The sequence below is a fragment of the Bradyrhizobium sp. Mp27 genome, assembly GCF_029953005.1.
In the GTDB taxonomy this organism is placed as follows: Bacteria; Pseudomonadota; Alphaproteobacteria; order Rhizobiales; family Xanthobacteraceae; genus Bradyrhizobium; species Bradyrhizobium barranii.
In genome coordinates this window covers 20,749-43,998 of record NZ_JASAUS010000072.1, presented here as the reverse complement: position 1 = coordinate 43,998, position 23,250 = coordinate 20,749, and the positions used below count along the sequence as shown (strand labels likewise).

27 protein-coding genes are annotated in these 23,250 nt (G+C 59.5%); 15 read left to right on the top strand and 12 right to left on the bottom strand.

All coding sequences use genetic code 11. From position 1 onward, the window contains the following. Positions 1-103: 103 nt before the first annotated feature. Entirely contained in the window at positions 104-235 is a 132-nt protein-coding gene (locus QJT78_RS29685) for a hypothetical protein (RefSeq protein ID WP_281460380.1), read from the bottom strand. 33 nt (positions 236-268) lie between these two features. Beyond that, positions 269-499, bottom strand: a complete 231-nt coding sequence (locus QJT78_RS29680; RefSeq protein WP_038952129.1) for a hypothetical protein — start codon at positions 497-499, stop codon at positions 269-271. 393 nt (positions 500-892) lie between these two features. Between QJT78_RS29680 and QJT78_RS29675 the strand changes: the two genes are divergently transcribed. The 3 genes from QJT78_RS29675 (at position 893) to QJT78_RS29665 (ending at position 2,893) form a co-directional block, all read left to right on the top strand. Continuing rightward, a complete protein-coding gene (locus tag QJT78_RS29675) occupies positions 893-1,597 on the top strand; it encodes a hypothetical protein (protein WP_157790052.1) in 705 nt (234 codons plus the stop codon). A 90-nt stretch (positions 1,598-1,687) separates the two neighbouring features. After that, positions 1,688-1,963: a helix-turn-helix domain-containing protein gene (locus tag QJT78_RS29670; RefSeq protein WP_080587014.1), complete on the top strand. Its 276-nt coding sequence runs from the start codon at positions 1,688-1,690 to the stop codon at positions 1,961-1,963. Between the two features lie 123 nt (positions 1,964-2,086). Next, the gene (locus QJT78_RS29665; RefSeq protein WP_038952127.1) at positions 2,087-2,893 is read left to right on the top strand and encodes a hypothetical protein; all 807 of its coding nucleotides are present in this window, start codon (positions 2,087-2,089) and stop codon (positions 2,891-2,893) included. A gap of 193 nt (positions 2,894-3,086) precedes the next feature. Here the strand turns inward: QJT78_RS29665 and QJT78_RS29660 are convergent, their stop codons facing one another. Further along, positions 3,087-3,335 carry a hypothetical protein gene (locus QJT78_RS29660; protein ID WP_038943665.1) on the bottom strand — a complete coding sequence of 83 codons (249 nt, stop codon included), beginning with the start codon at positions 3,333-3,335 and terminating at the stop codon, positions 3,087-3,089. Positions 3,336-4,068: 733 nt separating this feature from the next. Beyond that, positions 4,069-4,680: a pilus assembly protein N-terminal domain-containing protein gene (locus QJT78_RS29655; protein WP_080586622.1), complete on the bottom strand. Its 612-nt coding sequence runs from the start codon at positions 4,678-4,680 to the stop codon at positions 4,069-4,071. 678 nt (positions 4,681-5,358) lie between these two features. Here QJT78_RS29655 and QJT78_RS29650 point away from each other — a divergent pair. Then, on the top strand, positions 5,359-5,877 hold the full coding sequence (locus QJT78_RS29650) for a thermonuclease family protein (RefSeq protein ID WP_157790475.1): 519 nt from the start codon (positions 5,359-5,361) through the stop codon (positions 5,875-5,877). Positions 5,878-5,883: 6 nt separating this feature from the next. On the opposite strand, the gene QJT78_RS29645 is transcribed toward QJT78_RS29650, so the two are convergent. From QJT78_RS29645 to QJT78_RS29625, 5 genes are all read right to left on the bottom strand, one after another. After that, positions 5,884-6,057, bottom strand: coding sequence for a hypothetical protein (locus QJT78_RS29645; RefSeq protein WP_193375951.1), 174 nt, complete (start codon positions 6,055-6,057; stop codon positions 5,884-5,886). 17 nt (positions 6,058-6,074) lie between these two features. Beyond that, positions 6,075-6,350, bottom strand: a complete 276-nt coding sequence (locus QJT78_RS29640) for a hypothetical protein (protein WP_281460379.1) — start codon at positions 6,348-6,350, stop codon at positions 6,075-6,077. A 665-nt stretch (positions 6,351-7,015) separates the two neighbouring features. Beyond that, positions 7,016-7,600 carry a PepSY domain-containing protein gene (locus QJT78_RS29635; RefSeq protein WP_028149273.1) on the bottom strand — a complete coding sequence of 195 codons (585 nt, stop codon included), beginning with the start codon at positions 7,598-7,600 and terminating at the stop codon, positions 7,016-7,018. 42 nt (positions 7,601-7,642) lie between these two features. Continuing rightward, entirely contained in the window at positions 7,643-8,362 is a 720-nt protein-coding gene (locus QJT78_RS29630) for a hypothetical protein (protein ID WP_157790050.1), read from the bottom strand. 156 nt (positions 8,363-8,518) lie between these two features. Further along, positions 8,519-8,728 carry a hypothetical protein gene (locus QJT78_RS29625; protein WP_049807690.1) on the bottom strand — a complete coding sequence of 70 codons (210 nt, stop codon included), beginning with the start codon at positions 8,726-8,728 and terminating at the stop codon, positions 8,519-8,521. Positions 8,729-8,892: 164 nt separating this feature from the next. Between QJT78_RS29625 and QJT78_RS29620 the strand changes: the two genes are divergently transcribed. From QJT78_RS29620 to QJT78_RS29610, 3 genes are read left to right on the top strand one after another with little or no spacing between them, the layout of a single operon-like run. Next, positions 8,893-9,180 carry a hypothetical protein gene (locus QJT78_RS29620; RefSeq protein ID WP_028149272.1) on the top strand — a complete coding sequence of 96 codons (288 nt, stop codon included), beginning with the start codon at positions 8,893-8,895 and terminating at the stop codon, positions 9,178-9,180. 4 nt (positions 9,181-9,184) lie between these two features. Beyond that, on the top strand, positions 9,185-9,622 hold the full coding sequence (locus tag QJT78_RS29615) for a hypothetical protein (RefSeq protein ID WP_028149271.1): 438 nt from the start codon (positions 9,185-9,187) through the stop codon (positions 9,620-9,622). Between the two features lie 11 nt (positions 9,623-9,633). Beyond that, on the top strand, positions 9,634-10,287 hold the full coding sequence (locus tag QJT78_RS29610; protein ID WP_038943668.1) for a TetR/AcrR family transcriptional regulator: 654 nt from the start codon (positions 9,634-9,636) through the stop codon (positions 10,285-10,287). Between the two features lie 17 nt (positions 10,288-10,304). Here QJT78_RS29610 and QJT78_RS29605 read toward each other — a convergent pair whose 3' ends face one another. Beyond that, entirely contained in the window at positions 10,305-10,967 is a 663-nt protein-coding gene (locus QJT78_RS29605; protein ID WP_028149270.1) for a TetR/AcrR family transcriptional regulator, read from the bottom strand. 204 nt (positions 10,968-11,171) lie between these two features. On the opposite strand from QJT78_RS29605, the gene QJT78_RS29600 reads away from it, so the two are divergent. The 8 genes from QJT78_RS29600 (at position 11,172) to QJT78_RS29565 (ending at position 21,572) form a co-directional block, all read left to right on the top strand. After that, a complete protein-coding gene (locus QJT78_RS29600; protein WP_049807691.1) occupies positions 11,172-12,041 on the top strand; it encodes a sensor histidine kinase in 870 nt (289 codons plus the stop codon). Further along, a complete protein-coding gene (locus QJT78_RS29595; protein ID WP_080586623.1) occupies positions 12,038-13,168 on the top strand; it encodes an efflux RND transporter periplasmic adaptor subunit in 1,131 nt (376 codons plus the stop codon). Before QJT78_RS29600 ends, QJT78_RS29595 begins: the two co-directional genes overlap by 4 nt. Continuing rightward, positions 13,165-14,241, top strand: coding sequence for an efflux RND transporter periplasmic adaptor subunit (locus QJT78_RS29590; protein WP_038943671.1), 1,077 nt, complete (start codon positions 13,165-13,167; stop codon positions 14,239-14,241). Before QJT78_RS29595 ends, QJT78_RS29590 begins: the two co-directional genes overlap by 4 nt. Next, positions 14,238-17,390, top strand: coding sequence for an efflux RND transporter permease subunit (locus QJT78_RS29585; RefSeq protein ID WP_038943672.1), 3,153 nt, complete (start codon positions 14,238-14,240; stop codon positions 17,388-17,390). Before QJT78_RS29590 ends, QJT78_RS29585 begins: the two co-directional genes overlap by 4 nt. A gap of 875 nt (positions 17,391-18,265) precedes the next feature. Continuing rightward, positions 18,266-19,417, top strand: coding sequence for a DUF3734 domain-containing protein (locus tag QJT78_RS29580; protein WP_028152733.1), 1,152 nt, complete (start codon positions 18,266-18,268; stop codon positions 19,415-19,417). 37 nt (positions 19,418-19,454) lie between these two features. Then, positions 19,455-20,246 carry an acetoacetate decarboxylase gene (locus tag QJT78_RS29575; protein ID WP_028152734.1) on the top strand — a complete coding sequence of 264 codons (792 nt, stop codon included), beginning with the start codon at positions 19,455-19,457 and terminating at the stop codon, positions 20,244-20,246. Between the two features lie 84 nt (positions 20,247-20,330). Then, the gene (locus tag QJT78_RS29570) at positions 20,331-21,119 is read left to right on the top strand and encodes a 3-hydroxybutyrate dehydrogenase (RefSeq protein WP_038943673.1); all 789 of its coding nucleotides are present in this window, start codon (positions 20,331-20,333) and stop codon (positions 21,117-21,119) included. Positions 21,120-21,209: 90 nt separating this feature from the next. Beyond that, complete coding sequence (locus QJT78_RS29565) at positions 21,210-21,572, top strand: hypothetical protein (protein ID WP_038943674.1); 363 nt, start codon at positions 21,210-21,212, stop codon at positions 21,570-21,572. Positions 21,573-21,668: 96 nt separating this feature from the next. On the opposite strand, the gene QJT78_RS29560 is transcribed toward QJT78_RS29565, so the two are convergent. Together QJT78_RS29560 and QJT78_RS29555 are read right to left on the bottom strand one after the other, a co-directional pair. Then, positions 21,669-21,905, bottom strand: a complete 237-nt coding sequence (locus tag QJT78_RS29560; RefSeq protein WP_049807693.1) for a hypothetical protein — start codon at positions 21,903-21,905, stop codon at positions 21,669-21,671. 424 nt (positions 21,906-22,329) lie between these two features. Beyond that, the gene (locus QJT78_RS29555) at positions 22,330-23,226 is read right to left on the bottom strand and encodes a LysR family transcriptional regulator (RefSeq protein WP_028152736.1); all 897 of its coding nucleotides are present in this window, start codon (positions 23,224-23,226) and stop codon (positions 22,330-22,332) included. Positions 23,227-23,250: the final 24 nt, after the last annotated feature.

Genomic DNA, 23,250 nt, shown 5'->3' with positions numbered 1-23,250 from the left:
ACGCCTCAAGCACCTTGCGATCTTTCCTCGAAAGGTGGACTTCTCTTGCTTCGGGTATCATCCCGACCTTGAATCACGACTCACGTTCCAAGAAAAGTGGGTACTAGTTGCTGCCGCCGTCAGCTCCGCCATGGGCTGCGCTCGCCATCTGCATCAGGGTTTCCCACATCAGGCCGGTATATCGCGCGCCGATCGTGAATGGCGGCCCGACGATGTTTGCTCGCGTCGGAGTCATGCGAGCATTGAACCGCCACTACGTCCCGGAGTTTTAACCCCAAAGGAAAAGAACCGCATTGGGGCCCCAGCCGCTATTCAGAGCGCGGTGCCCCACGGGTGGCCAGTCATCGCCCGGCTTGGCCGTGGCGACCCACTCCAGTGGCTTGAGCATCAGGTCGCGGTCGAGAGCGCCGGTGCGGTGCAGCTCCTCGATCACCTCGGCGCGGGTGTGGTCTTGGCTACCGGCGCAATTGCCGATGCCGCCGCCTATCGTGTGGCCCATGTTGTCGTCTACTGTTGCGGTTGGTATCCGTCACGGGTGCGTTGCGGATTCCGTGGCGGATGCGTGATGGATCACATCTCGCCGCGCTCCCACGGATCGTGGTGTCTCATAACGGTAGTGTTGTCAGCAAGGGCGCGAGCGCCCATCCCGGAGCCAGCCCACCCGGGTCACGAGCGACCTTCCGCCCGCGGCGGTGAGCTCGCCTCGATCGCAGCGTGCCCTGTCCATGAGTGGGAGCATCCTCCTCAAGCGTCCGGTTCAGCACGGGAACACGTATGCTCCGATCACTGCGGAGCAACGGTAAATTTGGTAAGCGTCAAATGATTATGCGGTGTTCAGCTCTTCTCAGTGATCCCGAAGGAGGAATATCTTACGTTCAAAGATGAGGTGCATATGCAGGATCTTGAAGAAAAAATCGCTCGTTTGACCCGTTCCGTAGAACAACCTTTCCGTCCCTTGAGCGTCGACCTACCGGCGCTCGCGAAGGCAGTGTCGTACTGTTTAGATTGGTTTGCTGACGCAAGAAAATATAGCAGCGGAGGTCACGAAGCAGCGCGGCGCCGTTTGTACCAAGACGCTCTACCCATCGCGCGCAAACTAACGGTCATGCTAGACAACGAAATACTATGGGATGACCGCCACAAGCCGCTGCCTGCCAAAACATCGAGAGACGTGGCACGGGAGCTCCTCTTGTGCTTACAAAAGGAGCGGGACGCCGCGGCTGGGAGCTATGAAGACCTCTACATAGAGTCATTCAAGGATTGGACGCCATTCGAACGGCTTTTCGGAGGCTACCTACCTGCAGTTTTTGTTGCTGCTGGTTTTTCTGGAGGCGATACGCCTCAGAAGCGCGCCGCAGAACATGGTCCTTATATCAGCTTTGCAATGTCGTTTGCCCGACTTTTTGGCATCGACCAAACTGATAGCAGCACTTACTCCGTAAACTCATTCGTCAAAGCGGCCAAGCGGCCTTTGCTTGATAGGCGCAAACGCCGAAAGCTCTCGCCCCATCGATCGCTCATGCCCGGCTTCTTCGAGTCCTGGCACCAGAGTCGTTGCGATGACCTGCGTCGGCTGTTTGAAACTCCCCCCGAATAGCGGGCAAACGCTATCCCAAAAACTTTTTTTTGCCCACTCGGCGTCTGTTACGGCGAGCGCGTTCCGTGAACAGGAGCGAACGTGAGCGATATGGTTTTCAAGAGCACGACAAAAGCACTGGCTGTTTCGCCGCGCGAGGCAGCTGAAATCCTCGGCTGCGGCAGAACTCGCATTTACCAATTGCTTCAACTGGGTGAGCTGATTTCTTACAGAGAAGGTGCAGCGCGCCGGATACTTACGTCCTCTATTCATCACTACGTGGAGCGTCAGGTCGAGGCTCAAGCCGAGACGCCACGCTGGTCCTGTACGATTAAGGCCACCCAGGCAAGTCTTAGCAAACGCGGGACGAAAGATTCTGACGCATAGGCAATCGGCGGCGCTCAGAACTGCTGGCCATCAACTTTTGCAGTAATCACCAGGTGAGATATGTCGCAACTTCGAAACTCGCGGAGTGTTCGCGCGAAACGGCGAAGTCTGGCCGTTTACGAGTTGAGCGAGAACAGAGGCACAGAAACTCTAAACCAAGCGTTACGCGGGCTCACCAGCGACGCAAAAAGCGAACGCCAGTTCGTGTACTCCTGGAAAGACGCCCTTCTCCAATCGTTCCATCTGACGCCGGCCGAAAAACACGTCGCCTCCGCGATCGCATCATTCATCAACATGGACCCGGATCACCCTGGATACGGAACAGGCTGGGCGTCGCAAAAAACCATCGCCGATCGGCTGAAGCTGACGATTAAGACTGTGAACTCGGCGTTTGGAAGGCTCAGGAGCATTGGCCTCGTTGTAGTTGAAGAAGGCGCCGGCTGGAAATACCCCAACGCGCGGACATCAACCCATCGTTTCGCTCTAAGCTCGCGGGGCCTATTGAACTTTCAAAGGATCGAACGTTTCGAGAGCCAGCTACTCGCAGCTTATGCCCATTGCACCGGCGGGCACAGCTTGGGTCGTAGTGGCACAGTATGGAAAAGATCGACAGCAAGAGGAGTAATCGACGCCGAAGAGATAGGAAATCCACGCCGTGTAGACAGGAAATCTGTTCCCATAAGTAGCTTAAATACACTCAAGGACGGTAAGACCTCACTCACGACCGGGCTCGGCGTGGAGTATCGAGTTTTGTGCATCCTGGTTGGAGCTGATGCTGGCGAGGAGTATGGCAATAACAAGTTGGCGAGACTTCCGTCTGCTCAGCTCGCAAAGTGTCTCGAATGCCTCGCTGAAGGCAACTTCACGCCTCGGTTGTTTTACGAATTAGTTGCTTCCATTGGTCAGCTCGACGGTCAGAGGAGTGGATGACCTCAGAAATCTTATTCGGAGGGAGTTCCGCCGCGTCCCACGTACCAGCGGATACTCCCTCCTCCGGATCGCCTTGATCCAGCTCATCCTTTTGTCGCCGAGCTTGATAGCTACGGTTGAAATCTACGATCGATTAAGCGCATTCGACATCGGCGATCCCTGATGCTCAGGAACGCCGCCCGCAGCAAGGTGATTACGCCACCACTTGCGCACCCTTCGCACGCTCTTCAAGAGCATAGATAGTCGACACAAGGTTGTCGCGTCGCTCCCGAAGATTTAGCGCGAGAAGCGGATAGGTCGGCTGACGCATATCGAACACGCCGGCCTTGGCTTCCTCTTCCAGAATATCGGAATTCATAAGATCGACGCGCCACCATAGATCTGCGATGAGCGCGTTGAGCGGCAGTTCGCCGGTGATACCGGAACGGGACACTTCTTGCATCGCTTGCCTCAACCTGAAACAGCCCCCTATCGGGAGCGACCTTTGGTCTTGACTGAGCAAACGGGGTGCCAGGATAGCCTTAGGGGTAAGGTTCCGGAATTAACTTCCAGCGGTGGGATCAAGCTTGCCTCTCTGGTTCGATTGCCGGGGGCATCGAACACGGTAGCTTAGCATTCATGGGACATCGCCCTTGTCCGGTTTTACCAGAGCGACGTCGGCGCGCTATCATACTCGGCGCGTCGGCTCGTTTTTTACCGCGGATAGCGCGAGCTTCGTTGTGAAGAATGAACCGACCGATGACCCGCTCGATCTGATCGAGATACGACAACAGATCAGGGCATTGCGTTCGAAACACTCGGACAATCTTGCTCTCACGGTGCTATTGAACCGTTTCCTCGTGAAAATTGCATTTCTCTCAGAGCCAAAAGATGCCGGGCATGCGCGACATCTGCGGTCTGAATTCGCTCGGACGCTGCGAACTGTTGAAGAAATCCTCTCGCGGGGGCCATCCGCGAAGCGGTCAGGCGTCGTTAAGCGACCCAAGTCACATTAGCGCAAGAAGGTTCTTACGCTCGCCGCAGCGATGCCGGCTCTGGAAGCAGTTGAAGTCGTTCTGTGCCTTCCCCTCGGTCGGGCGGTTGAACAACGAGTCCACAGTCGCTATTGGGGAAGTCCGGCCAGCGCCGGATGTGAAATAAATATCGCGAAAGTCAGTAAATCGTTCGAGCAAGAGTCACCGATTGGGCGTACCGCGATTGGTGTTGATGTTCTCCTGCCGGACATCTTGTTGGATAACTTGAACCTGAGTGGGCAACTCGGTCTTGTCTCGCGAAACCAAATCGCACTTGATGGGCGAGCATCGGTATTTGTCAACGCCAACAGTCATCTCTGTCTGACCTCCTCCAGCAGTTCTATTGCCCCCAATACGCTTATGGATCTCCACCAGATGCGTATTCGATTGCTGGAAGTTACCGACGACCACCTCAAAGTTTGCAACTACCTTGTTATCAGGATCGCGTACAACGACATTCGTCGCCCTTTCGGCATCAGCCGGTGCACGGCTCTTCTCTTCAGGCGGTAAACCGGTTATCGCAAACCGCCGGTCGCTGACCGTTGTAGCCTCAACCACTGTCGGATTGCCGACGTGAATACTGCCAATTGTTGCGCCACCCGACAGCGTTATCTCCTGTTGGAATCCCGGTCTCAACTGGACGGTTTGCTGCGGTTCTTCGCCTAGAGAAATCGCACCGTTTTGAGCTGGGGCTTTCTGTTGAGCTAGAGCTGTGCTCGCACCAACGGTGGCGACAATAGCGAAAGCCCATTGACGAAGAAATCGAGTGGACATTTTACGCACCCCACGATCCGATCTTTAAACAAACACTGAAAATGCATGACAGCTTGTCACGAGGTGTGAGCGGAGTCAAAAGGGGACGGCTTTCGGCGGGTGGTGCGGCGCCTTAACAACTGGCATTCGGCCGCCAATGTCTGCCGGTGCCGCTTGACTTCGGCAATAAGGGCCGAAACCCTTTCTCGTCGTTTGAAGTCTGGGTCGTGGCAGATCAATCGTGTCGGCATATTCGGTCCCCGCTCGGACATTAAGTAGTCATCGGCGCACGGAGAAGCATACACGAGCCGCTCAGAAAACTCGCAACAGCTTGTGGTCTTGTTGCGATCGGCTTCGCATTACGCGCGAGCTTCGCATTTTGGCTCTGACGCGGACTGCATATCATGGTTGGAGCGAAGCTGAGCCGCAGCCACGCCCGAGGTCATCAGGGAAATCAGTCCAATCGCCAATCAGCGCATCACCAAATTCCCCTCGCCTGGTCTCTCAGTCGCGGAAAATCGCGCCTGCGGAGAGGGCTGCATCATGCCAATCGTCGCGAACAAAGGTTAGATCGGACGCGCCAACCATTGAGAGGTACTCCGACCAGAGGCACTTCTTATCCAGCTATCCGAGATGACGTCAGACTAAACTTAGGCACCTCGCGAGAAGCCAAGGCCGAAAACCAACAGGATAGCAAAAATGACCGTGAGCCCGTTTCGGCGCCGCCGCACCTTTCCGAGCTGGCTCACAATTTTGGGGGCAGTAGCCGTGGCCGCTTTTGCGTTTGCTGCCCTCTCTGCGTTTTTGGTGTGGCAAAGAGCACCCCACGCGGAATCGCATTATGCGCGCGCATCTCAAGCAATTGAAGTGATCGATGGCGACACCGTCACGTTTGACGGCAACACCTACCGCCTCGTCGGCTTCAACACTCCAGAAAAAGGCGATTTAGCTCGCTGCCAGGATGAGCGAAAACGAGCAGATGCAGCAACTATTCGCTTGAAGGCTCTCATTGCAATAGGCGACGCGCGCCTAAACCGCGTCGCTTGCGCTTGCAAGCCCGGCCTAGAGGGCACCAAGCTCTGCAACTATGGGCGCCTATGCGGAGCGCTATCGGTTGGCGGTCGAGACGTGGCGCAGATCATGATCAGCGAGGGGCTTGCTGAACCGTATGTGTGCAGCGCGACGCGCTGTCCGCAGCGCAGATCGTGGTGTGGTTGACCGGCATTATGGCTCCTGTTTGTCAGCTAGCTCTCGCGCAGCCAGGCTAAGCTCCAGTTCTCTGAGCTGTTCGATCAGCAGTTCGACGATCTGATCGTAGTCCGATGGCGTCAGTGAATGCACGCCGCGCAGCGTCAATTGGTTCTGGAGGATCGTCGCCATCATGGCTTTAACGCTCATGGGGCCTCGACTGAAAATCAGATCGTCATCAAATTCAATCTGCAGTAGATGCTAAAGATAGCGACGCACAATGTCCGTAAGATTACGGACAACAGCAGAGTGGCAGATCCGTTCGCGCCGCAAAAATGGGGGGTGTCGCGCTCGCGCTTGTAGCGGTCGGGCTGATCCGCTGGCAGGGAGACCCGGCCTACTTCTTCAACAGTATTGACCCTTAGCAGACTTTCCGACGCTCTCGTGATGGCTTTTGGCTCGAAGCCGACCTTGACGCTCGGTCCGGCGATGAGCGAGCGCAAGTGACCTATCTCGGACATGGCACCAATCTACGGTCTTAAGGTGCGCTTGCACGCCGTAGTGTAGACCGTAGAAGGCGTGAGGTGCGCACGGAAAAGCCGTTAGATATCAATACAGTTGACAAGACACTCTCTCCGCCATTTCTACGCCACAGCTCTCCCCAGTATCCGATTGTTCGAATCTACCGCAAGGCGACCGAAGAATTCCGCGATTTTGCGCTAATTCCTCGCGCAAGCTGTAGTTTTCGCCGTGGGTTCGGAGGAGGGTTCTTCCGCCACTGCACTGTTCTCCTCTGTATCCCATTGTTCGGAGCGACAGCAAAAACAACGAGTAGGGCGATAAGGCGGTCGCGATCAGTTCCGCGATGTTGCCCCTAGGCACCGTGCAAACCGTAGCTTCTGGCCGTGGCTTCGGAGGACGCATTTCGCGAGGGAGAACACATGACCGGCAAACTCAAGCCGCTCGACGTCGAACGCAAAATTCGGTCCGGAAAATTCTGTGCTTCATGGTACCGCTCAGGCACGAATCCATGTCCCTGATCGGACTGGGCTTCGCGGAATGGGCGTTATGGAACGACGGTTCCTGGCGCAGAGCAGCCGTTTGGCAAATCAATTTCTGGTGCAATTTTGTCGTGCGGCTCGGTAAACCGGTAGTGGCGATTCGCCTTTTACTTGCCAACCCGGGGCGGTTCGAGCGTGACCTCCTTCAAGCGATCGCCACTGGCGATGACGACCACGAAGTTTAGTTTGCCATCCTGGTTCATAAGACCTCCGGCAAGAGCGCTTCCCGCTGCAGCTTTCTCGGCGATGCGTACGGCGTCAGACAGCTCTTGCTCAACTGAGCTCAGGGCAATGATGTTGCCCAGATCCTCTCGGTCGAGCTCCGTCAGCGATGACGAAATTTCCTTTTCCGTAACGCCTCCGGTGTTCGCGTCTATGACATTCTCCCAGATCCGCTCATTTGTTACCGTCCGCACTCGATAAACCGGCGGACCGGATATCTCCAAGCTAATGTCGGCAGCCCTTGAACCGTCATGTAGATGCTCGGCGATCGCTACCGCCTCACTGAGTGGTATTTTTACGGTGCGAAGTTGCTCGAGCAAGCGACGGTTCATTGCCTCCTCGCCCTCGCGCTGAGCGGCTACGACCGAATTTGCGGCGTTCAAGATTGTATGGGTGACATCGGCTATCGCGCCCGCAGGAGCAAGCGTGGCGAACCAGATGACAATCGCTAATAATCGCTTCTTAGACATGAGGTAGATCCTGTGACACTTGGTCAAGATTGATCGGTGGCTTTACTGATCGGTGTGATGCGGATCAGATCGTCGCCGCTTCTCGGACCGGGTCTGAGCGAAACTCGGCTGTGATTCCGACGCGAGGCCGAACTGCCTCCTGCGTGAGCCGGCTTGATCGGAAGCTCCCGGAACTAACAGCGCCAACGTGTCACGGACACGGGGCGAGATTGCGGGATTCCCGTCACTCGCATCGGCTTGCTTGGACAATGACGTGGCCGGCTGTCGTACAGCATCGTCCACGTTAGAACTGCGCGGCGGCGAGGGGGCCACGGCAAACTCCTTTTCCTGGGGCATAGACAGGAAGTCGGACTGATTGGTGTTGATGACAACTGCTTCGGGTCGCTTCAGATCGGAGGTGATCCGGATCGGTGGTCTCGTAGAATGCGATTCGATGAGCTTGCTTGGCGGGGGCGCGGGGAGCAGGGAATCGGCCGCAAACAGCAGCACGAGCAACGCCCCGCCAACCCACAGAAAATAATCCCGCAGCGGAATTTGAGAATCGACTGAGCCGCGCGCACGCGTAAACAGAACGGATCTCCTGCTCACAGCGCCTGGCTCCCGCGCTGAAGTCCCTTCGGTGCGGTCCGGGACCGCTTGTTGGCTGTTCGGCCTGATGTGTGTGGCATGTTGCTTCCGTTTCGATTTCAGATCAGCGTCGAGATGGCGGCGCTTTTCCTGCCAATCGCATGGATTGTGGCTCATGGATTTCGGGTCAATCACAAATGCGCCATCAGGCGGGGCGCTATTCGGTCGGGTAAAGCTGCACGCCTCTGCGCACGAGCTCCGACTCAATTGAGTTGAACGCGCATTCAACGGGGACGAGCCAGACATTGACCGAATAGATAATGCAATCGCGAACGAGGATGAGGGCTGGCGTCATGAAGCGGCCCTCTGCCACTGGACTTGCGGCTTGAACGGCAGCGCCTCTCGATCGACGAACGCGTGCAGCCCGGCCAGCAAGGATATCGCAACGCCCAGCAGCAAGCTCAGGCCTACGAGAGCCAGAGCCACGACCAGGTTCAGGGATGCGACCGCAAGCCCTGGCAACGGATTTTCTCTTGCGAGCGATAATAAAAGTGTTGACATTCTTGACCTCATAAATACACTAAACCGTATATTTCATATCTTCCCCGATCGGAGGGGTCAAGAGCGAAGACTCACAAGTGTGTGTTCAGGCTGTTTGAGGGCGGGGGAATCGGAGCGTGACGCTGCGTTTCTCGTTCGAGCCTCAGTAGAAGAAGGAATTCTGTATGTTGAAGTACACGTTAGTCGTCATCCTGGCGGCTTTGTTAGGCAATGGGACCGCCATTGCACAGGAGAACCGCGGCACCGCCGAGCAGAGGGCCGCATGCGCGCCTGACGCCTTCCGGCTGTGCCTTAGCTACATCCCCGACGCCACGAATGTGGAGGCCTGTCTCAGGCAAAGAAAATCAGACCTGAGCGATGCTTGCAGGGCGGTCTTCGATCACGCGGCGAAAGCTGCTTCGGTCAGGACAGTAGGATCGTCACCCTATCGCGGCGCGAGAGATGAGGAATGATCGCATGAACACGATATATGCTCCTGCTTTTGCCGCCTTCGGAGGCTCGGCCTTCGGCGCGATCTCTACGATCGTAACTGGATGGGTGACCCGGCGCCGCAGGCTTCGCGAGCGTCACTATTCCCGGTCGATTTCCAAGCGCGAGCGGCTCTATCGAAGCTTCATCGAGGAAGCCTCCCGAGTCTACGCCGACGCGCTCGTCAGTGACCGATCCGAGATTCCGCAACTGGTTAATCTGTATGCGCTCATCGGGCGGATGCGGATTCTGTCCAGCGATCAAGTGGTACAGGCCGCGGAGCGAGCAGGTCGCCTGATCATCGAAACCTACCTGTCACCTAACCGGGAATTTGGCGATCTTCCTGAATTTCTGGAGGAAATGGATCCTTTGCGTGGCTTCGGAGAAGCCTGCCGACGCGAACTGCATTCGATCCCATCTCACTGAGGTCCCAAGCAATGAAGGAACGCATACCTCAGCCCGGATCGCCGTGCATTCGTCAGAGAATCCTCCAAGCAGCGATCCGATTGTACCGCCAAATCGGGTTCAAAAAGACCACCGTCGCCGATATCGCTCGCGGAGCGTCGATGTCGCCCGCCAACGTTTACCGCTTCTTCGCTTCAAAGCAGGCGATTGAGGAGGCGGTCGTGGCGGATTTGTTCAAACAGGTCTCCGCGGCCGCAACGCTTGCGGCTCTCTTGAGCGGCTCGGCTCTGGAGCGTCTAACGGCCGCATTGAGCGCAATCTCGCAGCTGCACGAACATCGGCTGGAGACCGACCGCAAGCTACACGAATTGGTCGCCGCGGCGGTACGCGGGAATTGGGCAGTCGAGCTGTCTTACACCGACCGGATCCGAGGGCTGGTGCGCACGATCATTGCTGGCGGACAGGCGAGCGGCGAACTGCGACCGGGTAGCCCGATGGCGATGACATGTTGCCTGCTTGAATCAATGGACGGATATCTCAATCCGTCGCGTATCATCGCGACTACCGTTAGTCCCACGTTCGACGAGATGATGGATTTCTGCGCAAGCGCCCTGCATCACGTACCATGGGTTCAGTCGATCGACTTGGGCGCCGACTTAAGTCCCCAAGCCGCGGCCCAAGGATAGCGAGCGGGGTTTTTGATTCACGGCCTCCAGTCTGCCTCGCAAGCCGCAAGAAAGAAATTGACCCGTTCGTGCAGAAATATCGGCAGCTCTTTTCTGAGATCCTTCAGGTCCTCACCCATCAGAGATCTCATCAGCATCGGAAGCAGGATGAGATCCATGAACATCTGCGCGGTCGCTACGCTCCGCTTTGCGCTGAAAGGTCCTTTAGGTGAGCGCGCGACCTTCTGCGTTGCCTCGTTCAAGAGCTGCGATACTGCCCCAGCCGCGCGGTCGCGCGCCGCGTCATGAACATTTCGGCTCAATTCGGGAAATCGCCGCGCCTCGGCGATCGTCGCGCGAGTCAGGTCCAACGTGTCCTCGACGAATCTCTCCACGATCTCGATGCCAAGATTGGTGAGCTTTTCCTGGATGGTACGGCCTGACGGCGTGAATCCCTCAAAATCCGTCAATCCACTGATGGTCCGGGCCACCACAGCTACGAACAGCGCCTCCTTGTCGGAGAAATGGGCATAGATGGTCGGTTTGCTCGCAGGGGCCAACGCGGAGATGTCGTCGATGCTGGCACTCCGAAAGCCCTTCTCGAGAAAGAGCTGCTGGGCTGCATCGAGAATCCTCGCCTGGACATCGCCCGCAAGGTCCTTGGACGGTCTGCCGCGTTTCGGGCTTTTGTTCTTCGCCATCACGATCTCCTAATTGCGAGTTTGCAGATCCCGCTTGACATGCACGGAACGAAAATGCAAGAAAAAGAAAATATACGGTGTAGTGTAATTTGAATAACGCAGACGGCTTTGATCGCTTGGGTCTGCGGCACCTCATCCAGATGACCAGCGGCCGCCACATGCGAGTTCGGCTGCTGCTTATCCGGACAACCAGAGGAGATCACAGTGAGTGTGTACAGCCCGGACTCGCCGATCGTGGAGCAGGGCATTCTGCTGCGTGAATTGAATCACCGGATCAATAATGGGCTCGCCTCGGCGATCAGCCTGGTCTCGGCCGCGGCCGTCCGGGTTGAGGGGGCGGAGGCCAAGCGCGCCTTAAGCGACGTGGTCGAACTGTTGCATGGTCATGCCGATGTGCAGCAGGCGCTCGCCATACCCAAGGGCAAGGCGCTGATCGACGCCGCGACATACGTCCGCATGATGGGCAGCGCCATGCGCCGTTCGCTGCTGGATCGAATGAACATCGGGTTGGTACTCGCCACCGAATCTCTTCCGCTTCAACCAGAGCGATGCCGGCGGCTGGGATTGATCGTTCACGGGCTCGTAACCGACGCCGCGAAGCATGCGTGCTTCGAGACGCGGACCGGAGAAATCAGGATCAAACTGTCACGAATCGGCACGCTGGTGAATTGCGTCATTCTGGACAACGGGTCGCGGTCGGCGCGGGGCGCCGAGGGGCGCGAACACCAGATCAATAATGATCTTGCCAAGGGTCTCGGCGGCCGGGTCGAACACGGCTTTGGCGACGAATTCACGTCAGTCGTTGCGTCGTTTCCACTGACAGAGCGTGAGTGGCAGGCGAACTGGACGATGGTGAAGCGTCGCATCAGACAGTCGCCTCGCCGGTCAAAAGTCATCCCGTCCGATGCCTCGGCGTTTTGCAAGGGAGCAAGCTCCCCCGATCGGAACAGCCGGCCCGTTGCAACCCGACCGGATCCGAGTCCGGCTCGCGGAGCCCAACTGGTCTCTGCCCATCAAGCGGCGGATGTGCTGGGCGAGTTGTCGTCACTTGGTCACCGCATGGACGTGTCATGAAACAGAATACGAACCAAACTGAAGTCGTTGGAACTGCCCCCAAAGGCAAGTTGAGGGGGCCTGGTGGCCTTGCGGTCGTGCTTGTCGCAATCGCGCTGAGTGGCTGCAACGATCACGCCGCGGCTCCGGTCACACGCGCGGCAATCGTGCACACGGAGATCGTGCAGCCGCGCGACCGACAAGCCTCCGTCACCTTGACCGGGGAAATCCAGGCCCGTTTTCGCGCGGATCTCTCGTTCCGCGTCAGCGGACGTGTGCTCGCACGCTATGTCGATGTCGGCGCCCGCGTCCAGGCTGGCGAAGTCCTTGCTCTGCTCGATCCGGCGGAGCAGCAGGCCGACGTCGACGCCGCCACCGCTGCGGTGCTGGCCGCAGAATCCCAGCTGCGCGTGGCCAAGGTAACCTTCGAACGGCAGAAGGCGCTGATCGCCAGCGGTTTCACCACGCGGACGGTCTACGATCAGGCGCAGGAAGGACTGCGAACCGCAGAAGGTGCGCTTGAGGCAGCAAAAGCGGAGCTCGGAACGGCGACAGACGCCCTCGGCCATACCGCGCTGCGCGCCGAAGCGGCAGGCGTGGTCACCGCGCGCAATTTGGAAGTCGGCCAGGTCGTACAGGCCGCGCAGCCGGTTTTCGGCCTGGCGCAGGAAGGGGAACGGGATGCCGTGTTCGACATCTACGAATCCCTCTTGTTTGGCGATCTCGATGACAGCCGCGTATCGCTGGCACTTGTCTCCGACGCAAGCGTGACGGCGAGCGGGCATGTCAGGGAAGTCTCGCCCGTGATTGACGCCAAGAGCGCGACCATCCGCGTCAAGGTTGCCATCCATGATCCATCGGCCGCGATGACGCTTGGAAGCGCCGTTGCAGGAACCGTCAAAGCTAGGGCCCAGCAGCAAATCGCATTGCCCTGGAGTGCATTGGCGGCGGCGGGATCGAAGCCCGCGGTTTGGACCGTTGATCCCGCGACCAAAACGGCCGCGCTCAAGCCGGTGACGATCGGCGGTTATGAAGCCCGTGAAGTGCTGATCAAGGCGGGCCTAGAGCCAGGTGAGCGCGTCGTGATCGATGGCGGCAAGCTGCTGAGCGTTGGCCAGGCCGTGACATTTGAAGGAGACCCATCATGAAGAAGCGAGCCATGATTGCAGCCGGCACATTTGCTTCCGCCCTAGTGCTGGCTGGATGTCAGCAGGAAGCGAAAGCGCCCGACCCTGTACGACCCGTGCTGTCGACGGTCCTGGAGCCGAGCCGCACGGACGGCATGGTCGCCGTGGGCATTGTTGAGCCGCAGTACAAGACCAATCTCGCGTTCCGCGTCTTGGGACGTTTGACCGGGCGTCCCGTCTCGGTTGGCGACCTCGTCAGCGAAGGACAAACTGTAGGTGTCATCGATCCCACGGCTCTCGAGCTTGCGGTACGCTCCGCCAAGGCTGAGCTGACGAAGGCCGAGGCGCAGCTTTCGACCACAACAGCAACGGAAGAGCGGCAGCGAACCCTCATCACAACAGACGCCACCACGAAGCAGACGCTGGACAATGCCGAGCAGGCGCGGGCCGGCGCCGCCGCGTCGGTGGCGCACGCACAGGCCAACCTGGTCAAGGCGATCGAGCAACGGGGCTATGCACAGATCAAGGTCGATTTCGCCGGCGTCGTCACCGCGGTGGGCGCGGAAGTCGGGCAGGTGGTCTCTCCCGGCCAAAATGTCGTGACAGTTGCGAGGCCGGACATCGGGGAGGCGGTAGTCGATATCGGGGAGGATTTCCCGGTGCCGCTTGAAATTGGCTTGCCATTCACAGTTGGCTTGCAGTTGCTCCCCGCGGTTCAGGTCGACGGCAAGGTTCGCGAGATCGCCCCGCAGGCAGATCCCGCGACGCGCCTGCGGCGAGTCCGCATCGCCCTGAACAATCCCCCTGAAAGCTTCCGCCTGGGCACGACCGTTACGGCGAAGCTCGGCAAAGTCCAAAGTCCGACGTTGCGCGTTCCCGCCTCAGCGGTGCTCGCCAAGGATGGTGCGAATTTCGTCTGGGTCGTCGATCAGCCAGCGAGCACTGTGTCGCTGCACAAGGTCGATCTCGCGGGAGACCCCGCAGGTGCCCGCGTCGCCGGCGGGCTTGCCCCCGGTGTGCGCATCGTGACCGCCGGAATCCATAGCCTCAAGCCAGGACAACAAGTCCGTATCGAACAGGATCAGAAGCCATGAAGTCGTTCAACCTCTCCGACTGGGCGCTCCGCCATCGTTCGCTCGTCTGGTATTTTATGATCGCCTTCATGGCGGCAGGCCTGTTTGCCTACCTTCAGCTTGGTCGTCAGGAAGATCCCGACTTCACCATCAAGACCATGGTGATTCAGGCGCAGTGGCCGGGCGCAGCGCCCGAAGAGATGATGCGCCAAGTCACCGACAGGATCGAAAAGAAGCTCGAGGAACTGGAATCGCTCGACTACACCAAAAGCGTGACGGTCGCGGGCCAGACCACCGTATTCGTCTATCTGCGAGACACGACAAAGGCGGCTGACGTCAAGCCGACCTGGGTCCGCGTCCGCAACATGATCGCGGATATCAAGGGCGAATTCCCGCAAGGGGTCATCGGGCCGGGCTTCAACGATCGCTTCGGCGACGTGTTCGGTAACATCTATGCCTTCACCAGCGACGGTTTGACCCAGCGTCAGCTGCACGACGAGGTCGAGGGTATCCGCGCCAAGGTCTTGACCGTGCCTGACGTGGGTAAGGTCGACATTCTGGGAACGCAGGACGAGGTGATCTACCTCGAATTCTCCACCCGGAAAGTCGCTGCCCTTGGCCTCGACGTCCGCTCGATCATGGCCTCCCTGCAGGCACAAAATGCGGTTGCGCCGTCCGGAGTGTTCCAGGAGGGAGCCGAGCGCATCAGCGTGCGGGTGAACGGCCGTTTCACGTCGGAGGCGAGCCTGAACGCGGTCAATCTTCGGATCAACGATCGCTTCTTTCCGCTGACTGACGTCGCGACCATCACGCGCGGTTACGCCGATCCGGCCAAGACCTTGTTCAGGTACAACGGCCAGCCCGCCATCGGGCTTGCCATCGGCATGAAGTCCGGCGCCAACCTGCTTCACTTCGGCGAGGCGCTGAAGGAGCAAATGACGAACGTCATTGCCGACCTGCCGATCGGCGTCGGCGTTCACCTGGTCGCCGATCAGCCTGTTGTCGTCGAGCATGCCGTGTCGGGCTTCACCGAAGCGCTGTTTGAGGCTGTGGTCATCGTTCTCGCCATCAGCTTTCTCAGCTTGGGCATGCGCGCCGGGCTTGTCGTCGCAATTGCGATCCCGCTGGTTCTCGCCATTACCTTCGTGGTGATGAACTATGCCGGCATTTCATTGCAGAGAATTTCGCTGGGTGCACTGATCATCGCGCTCGGCCTTCTGGTCGATGACGCCATGATTGCTGTCGAAATGATGGTGGCCCGGCTGGAAGGCGGCGATCCCCTCGAAAAGGCGGCGACCCACGTCTATACGTCGACCGCCTTTCCCATGTTGACGGGCACGCTGGTCACCGTTGCAGGCTTCATCCCGATTGGGCTGAACAGCAGCAATGCCGGTGAATTTACCTTCACCCTGTTCGTGGTGATCGCGGTCTCCCTGATCGTGTCGTGGATCGTCGCTGTGCTGTTCACCCCGCTGCTCGGCGTCACCATCCTGCCGGCAAGGATGAAGGGGCATCATGGTGAGAAGGGTCGCGTGGCGCAGATGTTCGCCCGCCTGCTGCTCGTCTGCATGCATCACCGCTGGATCACGGTCGGGGTGACGGTTGCAGCCTTCTTCGTCGCGTTGTTCGGCATGACATTCGTGCAGCAGCAGTTCTTTCCCTCGTCGGACCGTGACGAGCTGGTGATCGACTGGAACTTGCCGCAAAATGCCTCGATAGCAGATACCAATGCGCAAATGGCCCGCTTCGAGCGCGAACAGCTGCAGGGCAATGGCTCCGTGGAGCATTGGTCGACGTATGTCGGCACCGGCGCGCCACGGTTCGTGCTGTCGTTCGACGTGCAGACGGCCAATGCATGGTTCGGCCAGCAAGTGGTCGTGACCAAGGGCGGCATAAAGGCGCGCGACCTCGTCAAGGCAAAGTTCGAGGAATATCTGAGGAAGACATTTCCGGGCACCGACACCTACGTCAAGTTGCTCGAGGTCGGCCCGCCTGTGGGACGTCCCGTGCAATACCGCGTAAGCGGGCCCGACATCTCGAAGGTCCGGGATCTCTCGCAGCAACTCGCGGGCATCGTCCGGAGCAATCCTGATCTCGGCAACGTCGTGTTCGACTGGATGGAGCCTGCGCGCGTCGTCAAGGTCGACGTTCTCCAGGACAAGGCCCGCCAGCTCGGCGTGACGTCGGAAGACATCGCCACGGCTGTGAACTCGGTGCTCGAGGGTACCCCGATCACACAGGTTCGCGACAGCATCTATCTCGTCAACGTCACGGGACGGGCGACCGCGGTCGATCGCGGCACGATCGATACGCTCCGGGATCTGCAGTTGAGCGGGCAGGGCGGGCAGTCGGTGCCGCTCGGGGCGGTGGCCAATCTGCGCTATGAGATCGAGCAGCCGACGATCTGGCGTCGCGCCCGGATTCCCACGATCACGCTAAAGGCCGGCATCGTCACCAGCGTCCAGCCGAAGACGATCATGGACCAGTTGGCGCCGAAGGTGGCGGAGTTTAGCAAAGCATTGCCGGCGGGTTATTCGGTGGCGATCGGCGGCGCCGTGGAGGAAAGTGCCAAGAGCCAGTCGCCAATCGTGGCGGTCGTTCCGCTGATGCTGTTCGTCATGGCCACGGTCCTGATGATTCAGCTGCAGAGCTTCCATCGCCTGTTCCTGGTGTTCGCGGTCGCGCCGCTTGCCGTGATCGGCGTCGTCATGGCCATGCTCCCGAGCGGCGCGCCGCTTGGGTTCGTCGCCATCCTCGGCGTGTTGGCACTGATCGGCATCCTGGTCCGAAACTCGGTGATCCTGATCGTGCAGATCGAGGATCTGAGGAAGGAGGGGCGCCCGGTCTGGGATGCCGTGGTCGAAGCGACCGAGCATCGCATGCGCCCGATCCTGCTGACGGCGGCCGCCGCAAGTCTCGCGCTGATTCCGATCGCGCGCGAGATTTTCTGGGGCCCGATGGCCTACGCGATGATGGGCGGCATCATCGTCGGCACGCTGCTGACGTTGCTGTTCCTGCCAGCGCTCTATGTGGCGTGGTTCCGGATCCACCCTGTTCACGACGATAGCCGGCCAACGCAAGAAGCCGTTGACCCGGCGCACGACACCCATTCGTCGAACCCGACGCTCGCGCCAGCCGCGCCGGTGCCGGTCCTTGAAACGCAAATCTAAAATGGAGACTATGATGTCCAGGAAGACACTCTTGACGCTGTCCGTCAGCGTAACGCTCGCAACGATTTCACTGGTGCCAACTGCGGTGTTTGCGCAATTCCCTCCGCCTCCTCCGATGGGGCCCGGGGGTCCTCCGCCGATCGCAGCCGGAGGTCCTCCCGCAATCGCAGGTCCTCCTCCTATGGAGCCTGGCGGTGGGCCTGGTGCCGGCTTTGGTGGTCCGGCTCCCCGGCTGGGCGCCGGCGGTCCTCGCGGCGATCTAAGGGGGCCTGGCGGAGTCCGTGCCGGCGGTCGTGGCGGACCTGCGGTTGCACGCTCGGTCGAGGCTCGCTCCGCATCGGTCGGCTACGGCCATTCCGGTCGCTTCAGCCGTGGCTATGGCGGGCGGCGATACGGATATGGTGCAGCCTATGCCGCAGGAGCCTATGCCGGTTATGCCTATGGCGGCGCGAACGATGGCAACTATTCCGATAGCGACTGCTACTACGCCTATAGTCGCCACCGTCGCGTTTTGGTTTGCAACTAGCCAACACGAATTCGGGCAGGGCGGACCTCACCCGACGAACACGGTGGATATCGTAAGCCCGTTGGCTTAGCTGCTGCTCGTGACAGAGACCGGTTCGCTCACCACAGCTGCGTGACGTCGAAGCGGACTTCGGCGTTGTGTCAGCGTGTCGAACTGGTCGGGTAGTCGACAACAACGTCGGACAAACGTCACTCAATCAGATGCAGCACAAAGTTGTGAACGCGCTTGCTTGACAATTCAAATATCAAACTATACGGTATAGTTTATTAAATTGGATCACGAAGCCCGCTACGACACGTTCTGAACAGAACCAAGGCTTGGGCAATCGTAAACAAGAGCACAGAACCCCATGAACTTTCAGCCTGGACCACACCTCACGACTGCCGACCGGCGTCTGCCATTCGATTGCGTCGCGTTGCTCTTACAAGGCGGCGGCGCTCTAGGGGCTTACCAGGGAGGCGTCTACGAGGCCCTGGCCGAAGCCAACATTCATCCGGATTGGATTGCCGGCATTTCGATTGGAGCGATCAACGCTGCAATTATCGCCGGCAATCCTCCCAGTTCCCGCGTTGACCGGCTTCGCGAGTTCTGGACGCAAGTGACGTTGGACGCGCCGTTCACCGATGTAATGAATACTGATCACACCCGCAATTTTCTCAATCAGGTGAATGCGAGCTTTGCGGCGGTGTTCGGCGCGAACGGATTCTTTTCTACGCGGCCGCTGGCGCCGTGGCTGCAAGCGGGTGGAACGCTTGCCGCCACCAGCATCTACGACACGAGCGCGTTGAAGACGACGCTGGAGCGCCTCGTCGATTTCGACCGCATCAACGCCGGTATGACGCGGTTCAGCGCAGGTGCCGTCAAAGTGCGGACCGGCAATCTGGTCTATTTCGACACAGCCACGCATACGATTCGGCCCGAGCACATCCTGGCGAGTGGGGCGCTGCCGCCGGGCTTTCCGGCCGTCGAGATCGATGGCGAACACTATTGGGACGGCGGCCTCGTATCCAACACGCCGTTGCAGTGGGTGATCGAATGTGGCGCGCGTCAGGACACGCTCGTGTTTCAGGTCGATCTCTGGAGCGCGCGCGGCCAGATTCCGCGCAATATGGCCGACGTCATTACGCGTCAAAAGGAGATTCAATACTCGAGCCGCACGCGCGCGAGCACAGACCAGTTCAAGAGCCTGCACCGGTTGCAGCGGGAGCTGGCAGCTCTCTTGAGCAGGCTGCCCGAAGACCTGCGCGAGCAAGACGACGTCAGGCTGCTCAGGACGGCTGCCTCTCACAATGTGCACAGCCTCGTCCACCTGATCTATCGCGCCCGGGACTACGAAGGCCACTCCAAGGACTACGAGTTTTCCCGCCTCTCGATGCAGGATCATTGGCGCGCCGGTTATCACGATGCGCTGCGCACCCTTCGTCATCCCGAGGTGCTGGCGCGCCCGACCAGTGCGGACGGCGTCTCCACTTTCGATCTTGAGCAGGATGGTCGCGAATAGCCCGCCAGCCGGTTGTTCTCAGTCACAGGAGAATTGAATGCGCGAGAATGAAGTAGTGAAGCGGGCGTTCGCGATGCCGCTCACCAATCCAGCCTATCCGCCGGGGCCGTATCGGTTCGTGAACCGCGAATACCTGATCATCACCTATCGCACCGATCCGGCGAAGCTGCGATCGGTCGTTCCGGCGCCGCTCGAAATTGATGAACGCGAAGCGCTGGTGAAGTACGAATTCATCCGGATGCCGGATTCCAGTGGTTTTGGCGACTACACCGAGAGCGGCCAGGTCATCCCGGTATCGCTCCGCGGTCGCAGGGGCGGCTACACCCACTGCATGTTCCTGAACGATGAAGGTCCGATCGCCGGCGGCCGGGAGCTTTGGGGCTTTCCGAAAAAGCTAGGCCAGCCAGCGTTGCGGACCGAGATCGATACGCTCATCGGCACTCTGGATTACGGTCCGTTGCGGGTAGCGACCGGCACTATGGGATACAAGCATCGCGAAGCCGACCTGGCGCAAGTCAAGGCCGCTCTCGAGGAGCCGAACTTCCTTCTCAAGATCATTCCGCACGTCGACGGCACTCCGCGCATCTGTGAGCTCGTCGAGTATCACCTTGAGCAGATTGTCTTGAAAGGAGCGTGGACCGGACCCGCGGCTCTCGCCTTGACGCCTCACGCTCTGGCCGCCGTGGCCGATTTGCCGGTTCTGGAGATCGTGTCCGCAATTCACATCCGTGCAGACCTTACCCTGGGGCTGGGCAAGGTCGTTCACGACTATCTGCAACAGCCGGTTCGACGCCCGGTCCGGAGCTACGAGAGAAGTTTGGTCACCTGATGGATGACCGCGATCGGCTGCGCGAGCCCGGAAGCATCCCGGCGTCGAGCTGCAAGACCGTCAGATCAACAAGGGAAAGGCGAAATGGATATTCTGAAAGGTAAGGTCGCAGTTGTGACCGGCTCGACCAGCGGCATCGGTCTTGCGTATGCGCGAGCATTCGCGGGTGCTGGCGCCAACATTGTGCTCAACGGGATCGGGGCGCCGGCCGATGTCGAAAAAACGCGGACTGCAATCGAGAACGAGTTCGGGGTGAAGGCTATCTATTCGCCCGCGAATATGGCCGAGCCAGTGGAAATCGCCAACATGATCTCGTTTGCCGAGAGGACGTTTGGCAGCGTGGACGTGCTCGTCAACAATGCAGGCATCCAGCATGTCTCGCCAATCGAGGATTTCCCGGTCGAAAAGTGGGACGCAGTAATCGCGATAAACCTCTCCTCCGCTTTCCATGCGATCCGTGCCGTTACTCCTGGTATGAAGCAACGAGGCTGGGGCCGTATCCTCACCACGGCTTCGGCGCATTCGCAGGTCGCGTCCCCCTTCAAGTCGGCCTACGTCGCGGCCAAGCATGGCATCGTGGGACTAACCAAGACGGTGGCGCTGGAGCTCGCTCGGTCGAAGATCACCTGCAACTGTATCAGCCCCGGCTACGTCTGGACGCCGCTGGTGGAGAAGCAGATTCCGAACACGATGAAGGCCCGCAACATGGATAGGAACCAGGTGATCAACGACGTCCTGCTCGCGGCCCAGCCGACAAAAGAATTCGTCACGGTCGAGCAGGTCGCTTCGCTCGCGCTGTTCCTGTGTGGCGAAGGCGCCGCGCAAATCACCGGCGCCAACCTCTCAATCGACGGCGGCTGGACGGCCGCGTAGGGCCCGCCGCGAGATACCAAGAGATAATAATACCCAACGCCTACGACTGCCGCCTACTGAACATCAACCTATTCCCCTGGAGAGAAGATCATGAACAAGCGTCTGATCGCGAATGTCATTGGCTGCGCCTGCCTTACTCTGGCGACGGCTGCCGAAGCCCGAACCTCTTACGACGGTCCCTGGAATCTCACCTTCGTTACGCAACGCGGAAGCTGCGATCCGACCTACAATTTCTCAGTGAACATAAACGACGGCGTTGTGACGCATCCCAATCTGGTGAAGTTCAGTGGGTATGTCGGAAGGTCAGGAGCGGTTCGCGCGTCGGTGACGGTCCACGACAAATACGCATCCGGGTCGGGAAAGCTAATGCAAGACACCGGCGGCGGGACCTGGAGCGGCCACGCAGCAGGCGGGCGCTGCTCGGGATATTGGACCGCGCAGCGAAACAACTAGGACGCGATCACCCGGAAGCCCCAAGGGCAGGCCCGCCGAACGTGCTGTTCGAGGCTGGGCTGGCGATGGGCCGGCATCCCGCCAAGACGGTGCTGGTCAGGTCTGTGGGCCATATCTCTCGGTCACCGCCGCCGCGACGAATTTTCTGCGTCCGGCGCTGCCGGGGCTTGTGCCATGGGCGGCGCACCAGTCTGGGAATGTGGCGGGGTCGATGTAAACACGCAGCACGACGTGTCCATAGGCCTTGAGTCCCTGCTCCATTTCCTCGGCCATCTTCAGCCATTCTTTCCAGCTCGGTGGCATCTTGTCGCCATCGTCGAAGAGTTGCAGCAACCCGGATAATGTTCCTCCTTGATCCAATAGGCCCCCACTGCGGGAGGCGGATTATCCTCGGAATTCGTCATACGTGTTTTCCCTGCATATGCTGCCTGTCACTGACACGTTCGAGGCGGGTCGCTCGCCTCGAACTGCCGTGAATCAGTGATTCTATCATCGATGAAATTATCTCCGAATCGAAGCGCTTCCCCTTGCAAAGTTGGGACCGCCGAACTTCCGCGGCATTCCCGGGATGCCGATCGCGGCGTAGGCATGACAGTTCCTCCGCCATCCCGCCCTCGGCATCGCTCTATAACGAGCCGAAGACATTACTTCAAAACCGTCTTGACCGTTGATCTCTCCCAAGCGGCCGTTTCTGACCGGCCCCTTATGGCGCGCAGAGCGGGCGTAGAGGCCGCCGTCGGTCGCGAACTTCTGCAGATCAGCCGCGCGATACAGACAGCCCCGCGAGAAGCGGAGCGTACGCGGCAAGCCTGCGGGATACGAACTCCGTGAAGAGCCGCACGCGCTTCGTCTTGCGTGTCTCTCCCTGTGTGAGGAGCCAAACCGTTCCGTACATGTGCAGGTCGGTACCTGGCACTCTCACCAAGAGGGGGTCGGCATCGCCGACGAAGCACGGCAGTGTCGTAATCCCGAGCCCTTGCCGTACCGCAACGATCTGCGACTCGGCGTCGGTGGTCCTGAATGGAACCCCCGTGGTGCGAACCTCACCCTCGCTGGCCCAGTCCGGGATTCCGTGGATGCTTATAACGATCCACCGGATGGGACCAGGCGCGCCCGCACGCCACGCGGCTAGCCGATCGCGGGACATGTAGACGCCGCCGAACAGCTCCGGTCCCTTCATGCCGTGAAGATTGAGCGGCAGGGTTTTGCGGTCGTAGACGACGCGGATCGCGACGTCGGCCTCCCGGTTGGTCAGATTTGCCAGTTCGCCGTACGACAGGATTTCCATCTCGATGTCCGGATGCAGACGCGCGAAATCGGCGAAGTCCGGCATGAGCAGGTGAGTCGCGAGGGGCGGCGCCAGCGTCACCCGCAGAAGCCCGCGGACGCTCTGGTCGCGCCCGAAGACGCGCGTCTCCAGCAGGTGCGACGACGCTTCCATCTGGTCCGCGAACTCGAGGACCTCCTCACCCGCCCCCGTCAGGCGGTAGCCCGAAGGAAGCTTTTCGAACATTTGTACCCCGAGGCGTTCCTCGAGTTGGGCGATGCGTCGCAGCACGGTCGCGTGGTTCACACCGAGGCGCTCGGCGGCGGCCCGCACCGAGCCTCCGCGCGCGACGGCAAGAAAGTAACGAACGTCATCCCAGTCAATCATGGTGCAATCCCGCACCGCGCGGCG

Bases quoted from the DNA above. Each gene is read 5' to 3' on its own strand.
- QJT78_RS29625 (WP_049807690.1), bottom strand. From the start codon at position 8,728: ATGTCAACACTTTTATTATCGCTCGCAAGAGAAAATCCGTTGCCAGGG.
- QJT78_RS29595 (WP_080586623.1), top strand. From the start codon at position 12,038: ATGAAACAGAATACGAACCAAACTGAAGTCGTTGGAACTGCCCCCAAA.
- QJT78_RS29565 (WP_038943674.1), top strand. From the start codon at position 21,210: ATGAACAAGCGTCTGATCGCGAATGTCATTGGCTGCGCCTGCCTTACT.
- QJT78_RS29670 (WP_080587014.1), top strand. From the start codon at position 1,688: ATGGTTTTCAAGAGCACGACAAAAGCACTGGCTGTTTCGCCGCGCGAG.
- QJT78_RS29555 (WP_028152736.1), bottom strand. From the start codon at position 23,226: ATGATTGACTGGGATGACGTTCGTTACTTTCTTGCCGTCGCGCGCGGA.
- QJT78_RS29645 (WP_193375951.1), bottom strand. From the start codon at position 6,057: ATGAGCGTTAAAGCCATGATGGCGACGATCCTCCAGAACCAATTGACG.
- QJT78_RS29610 (WP_038943668.1), top strand. From the start codon at position 9,634: ATGAAGGAACGCATACCTCAGCCCGGATCGCCGTGCATTCGTCAGAGA.
- QJT78_RS29660 (WP_038943665.1), bottom strand. From the start codon at position 3,335: ATGCAAGAAGTGTCCCGTTCCGGTATCACCGGCGAACTGCCGCTCAAC.
- QJT78_RS29680 (WP_038952129.1), bottom strand. From the start codon at position 499: ATGGGCCACACGATAGGCGGCGGCATCGGCAATTGCGCCGGTAGCCAA.
- QJT78_RS29570 (WP_038943673.1), top strand. From the start codon at position 20,331: ATGGATATTCTGAAAGGTAAGGTCGCAGTTGTGACCGGCTCGACCAGC.
- QJT78_RS29580 (WP_028152733.1), top strand. From the start codon at position 18,266: ATGAACTTTCAGCCTGGACCACACCTCACGACTGCCGACCGGCGTCTG.
- QJT78_RS29585 (WP_038943672.1), top strand. From the start codon at position 14,238: ATGAAGTCGTTCAACCTCTCCGACTGGGCGCTCCGCCATCGTTCGCTC.
- QJT78_RS29615 (WP_028149271.1), top strand. From the start codon at position 9,185: ATGAACACGATATATGCTCCTGCTTTTGCCGCCTTCGGAGGCTCGGCC.
- QJT78_RS29650 (WP_157790475.1), top strand. From the start codon at position 5,359: ATGACCGTGAGCCCGTTTCGGCGCCGCCGCACCTTTCCGAGCTGGCTC.
- QJT78_RS29675 (WP_157790052.1), top strand. From the start codon at position 893: ATGCAGGATCTTGAAGAAAAAATCGCTCGTTTGACCCGTTCCGTAGAA.
- QJT78_RS29635 (WP_028149273.1), bottom strand. From the start codon at position 7,600: ATGTCTAAGAAGCGATTATTAGCGATTGTCATCTGGTTCGCCACGCTT.
- QJT78_RS29605 (WP_028149270.1), bottom strand. From the start codon at position 10,967: ATGGCGAAGAACAAAAGCCCGAAACGCGGCAGACCGTCCAAGGACCTT.
- QJT78_RS29620 (WP_028149272.1), top strand. From the start codon at position 8,893: ATGTTGAAGTACACGTTAGTCGTCATCCTGGCGGCTTTGTTAGGCAAT.
- QJT78_RS29575 (WP_028152734.1), top strand. From the start codon at position 19,455: ATGCGCGAGAATGAAGTAGTGAAGCGGGCGTTCGCGATGCCGCTCACC.
- QJT78_RS29590 (WP_038943671.1), top strand. From the start codon at position 13,165: ATGAAGAAGCGAGCCATGATTGCAGCCGGCACATTTGCTTCCGCCCTA.
- QJT78_RS29685 (WP_281460380.1), bottom strand. From the start codon at position 235: ATGACTCCGACGCGAGCAAACATCGTCGGGCCGCCATTCACGATCGGC.
- QJT78_RS29655 (WP_080586622.1), bottom strand. From the start codon at position 4,680: ATGTCCACTCGATTTCTTCGTCAATGGGCTTTCGCTATTGTCGCCACC.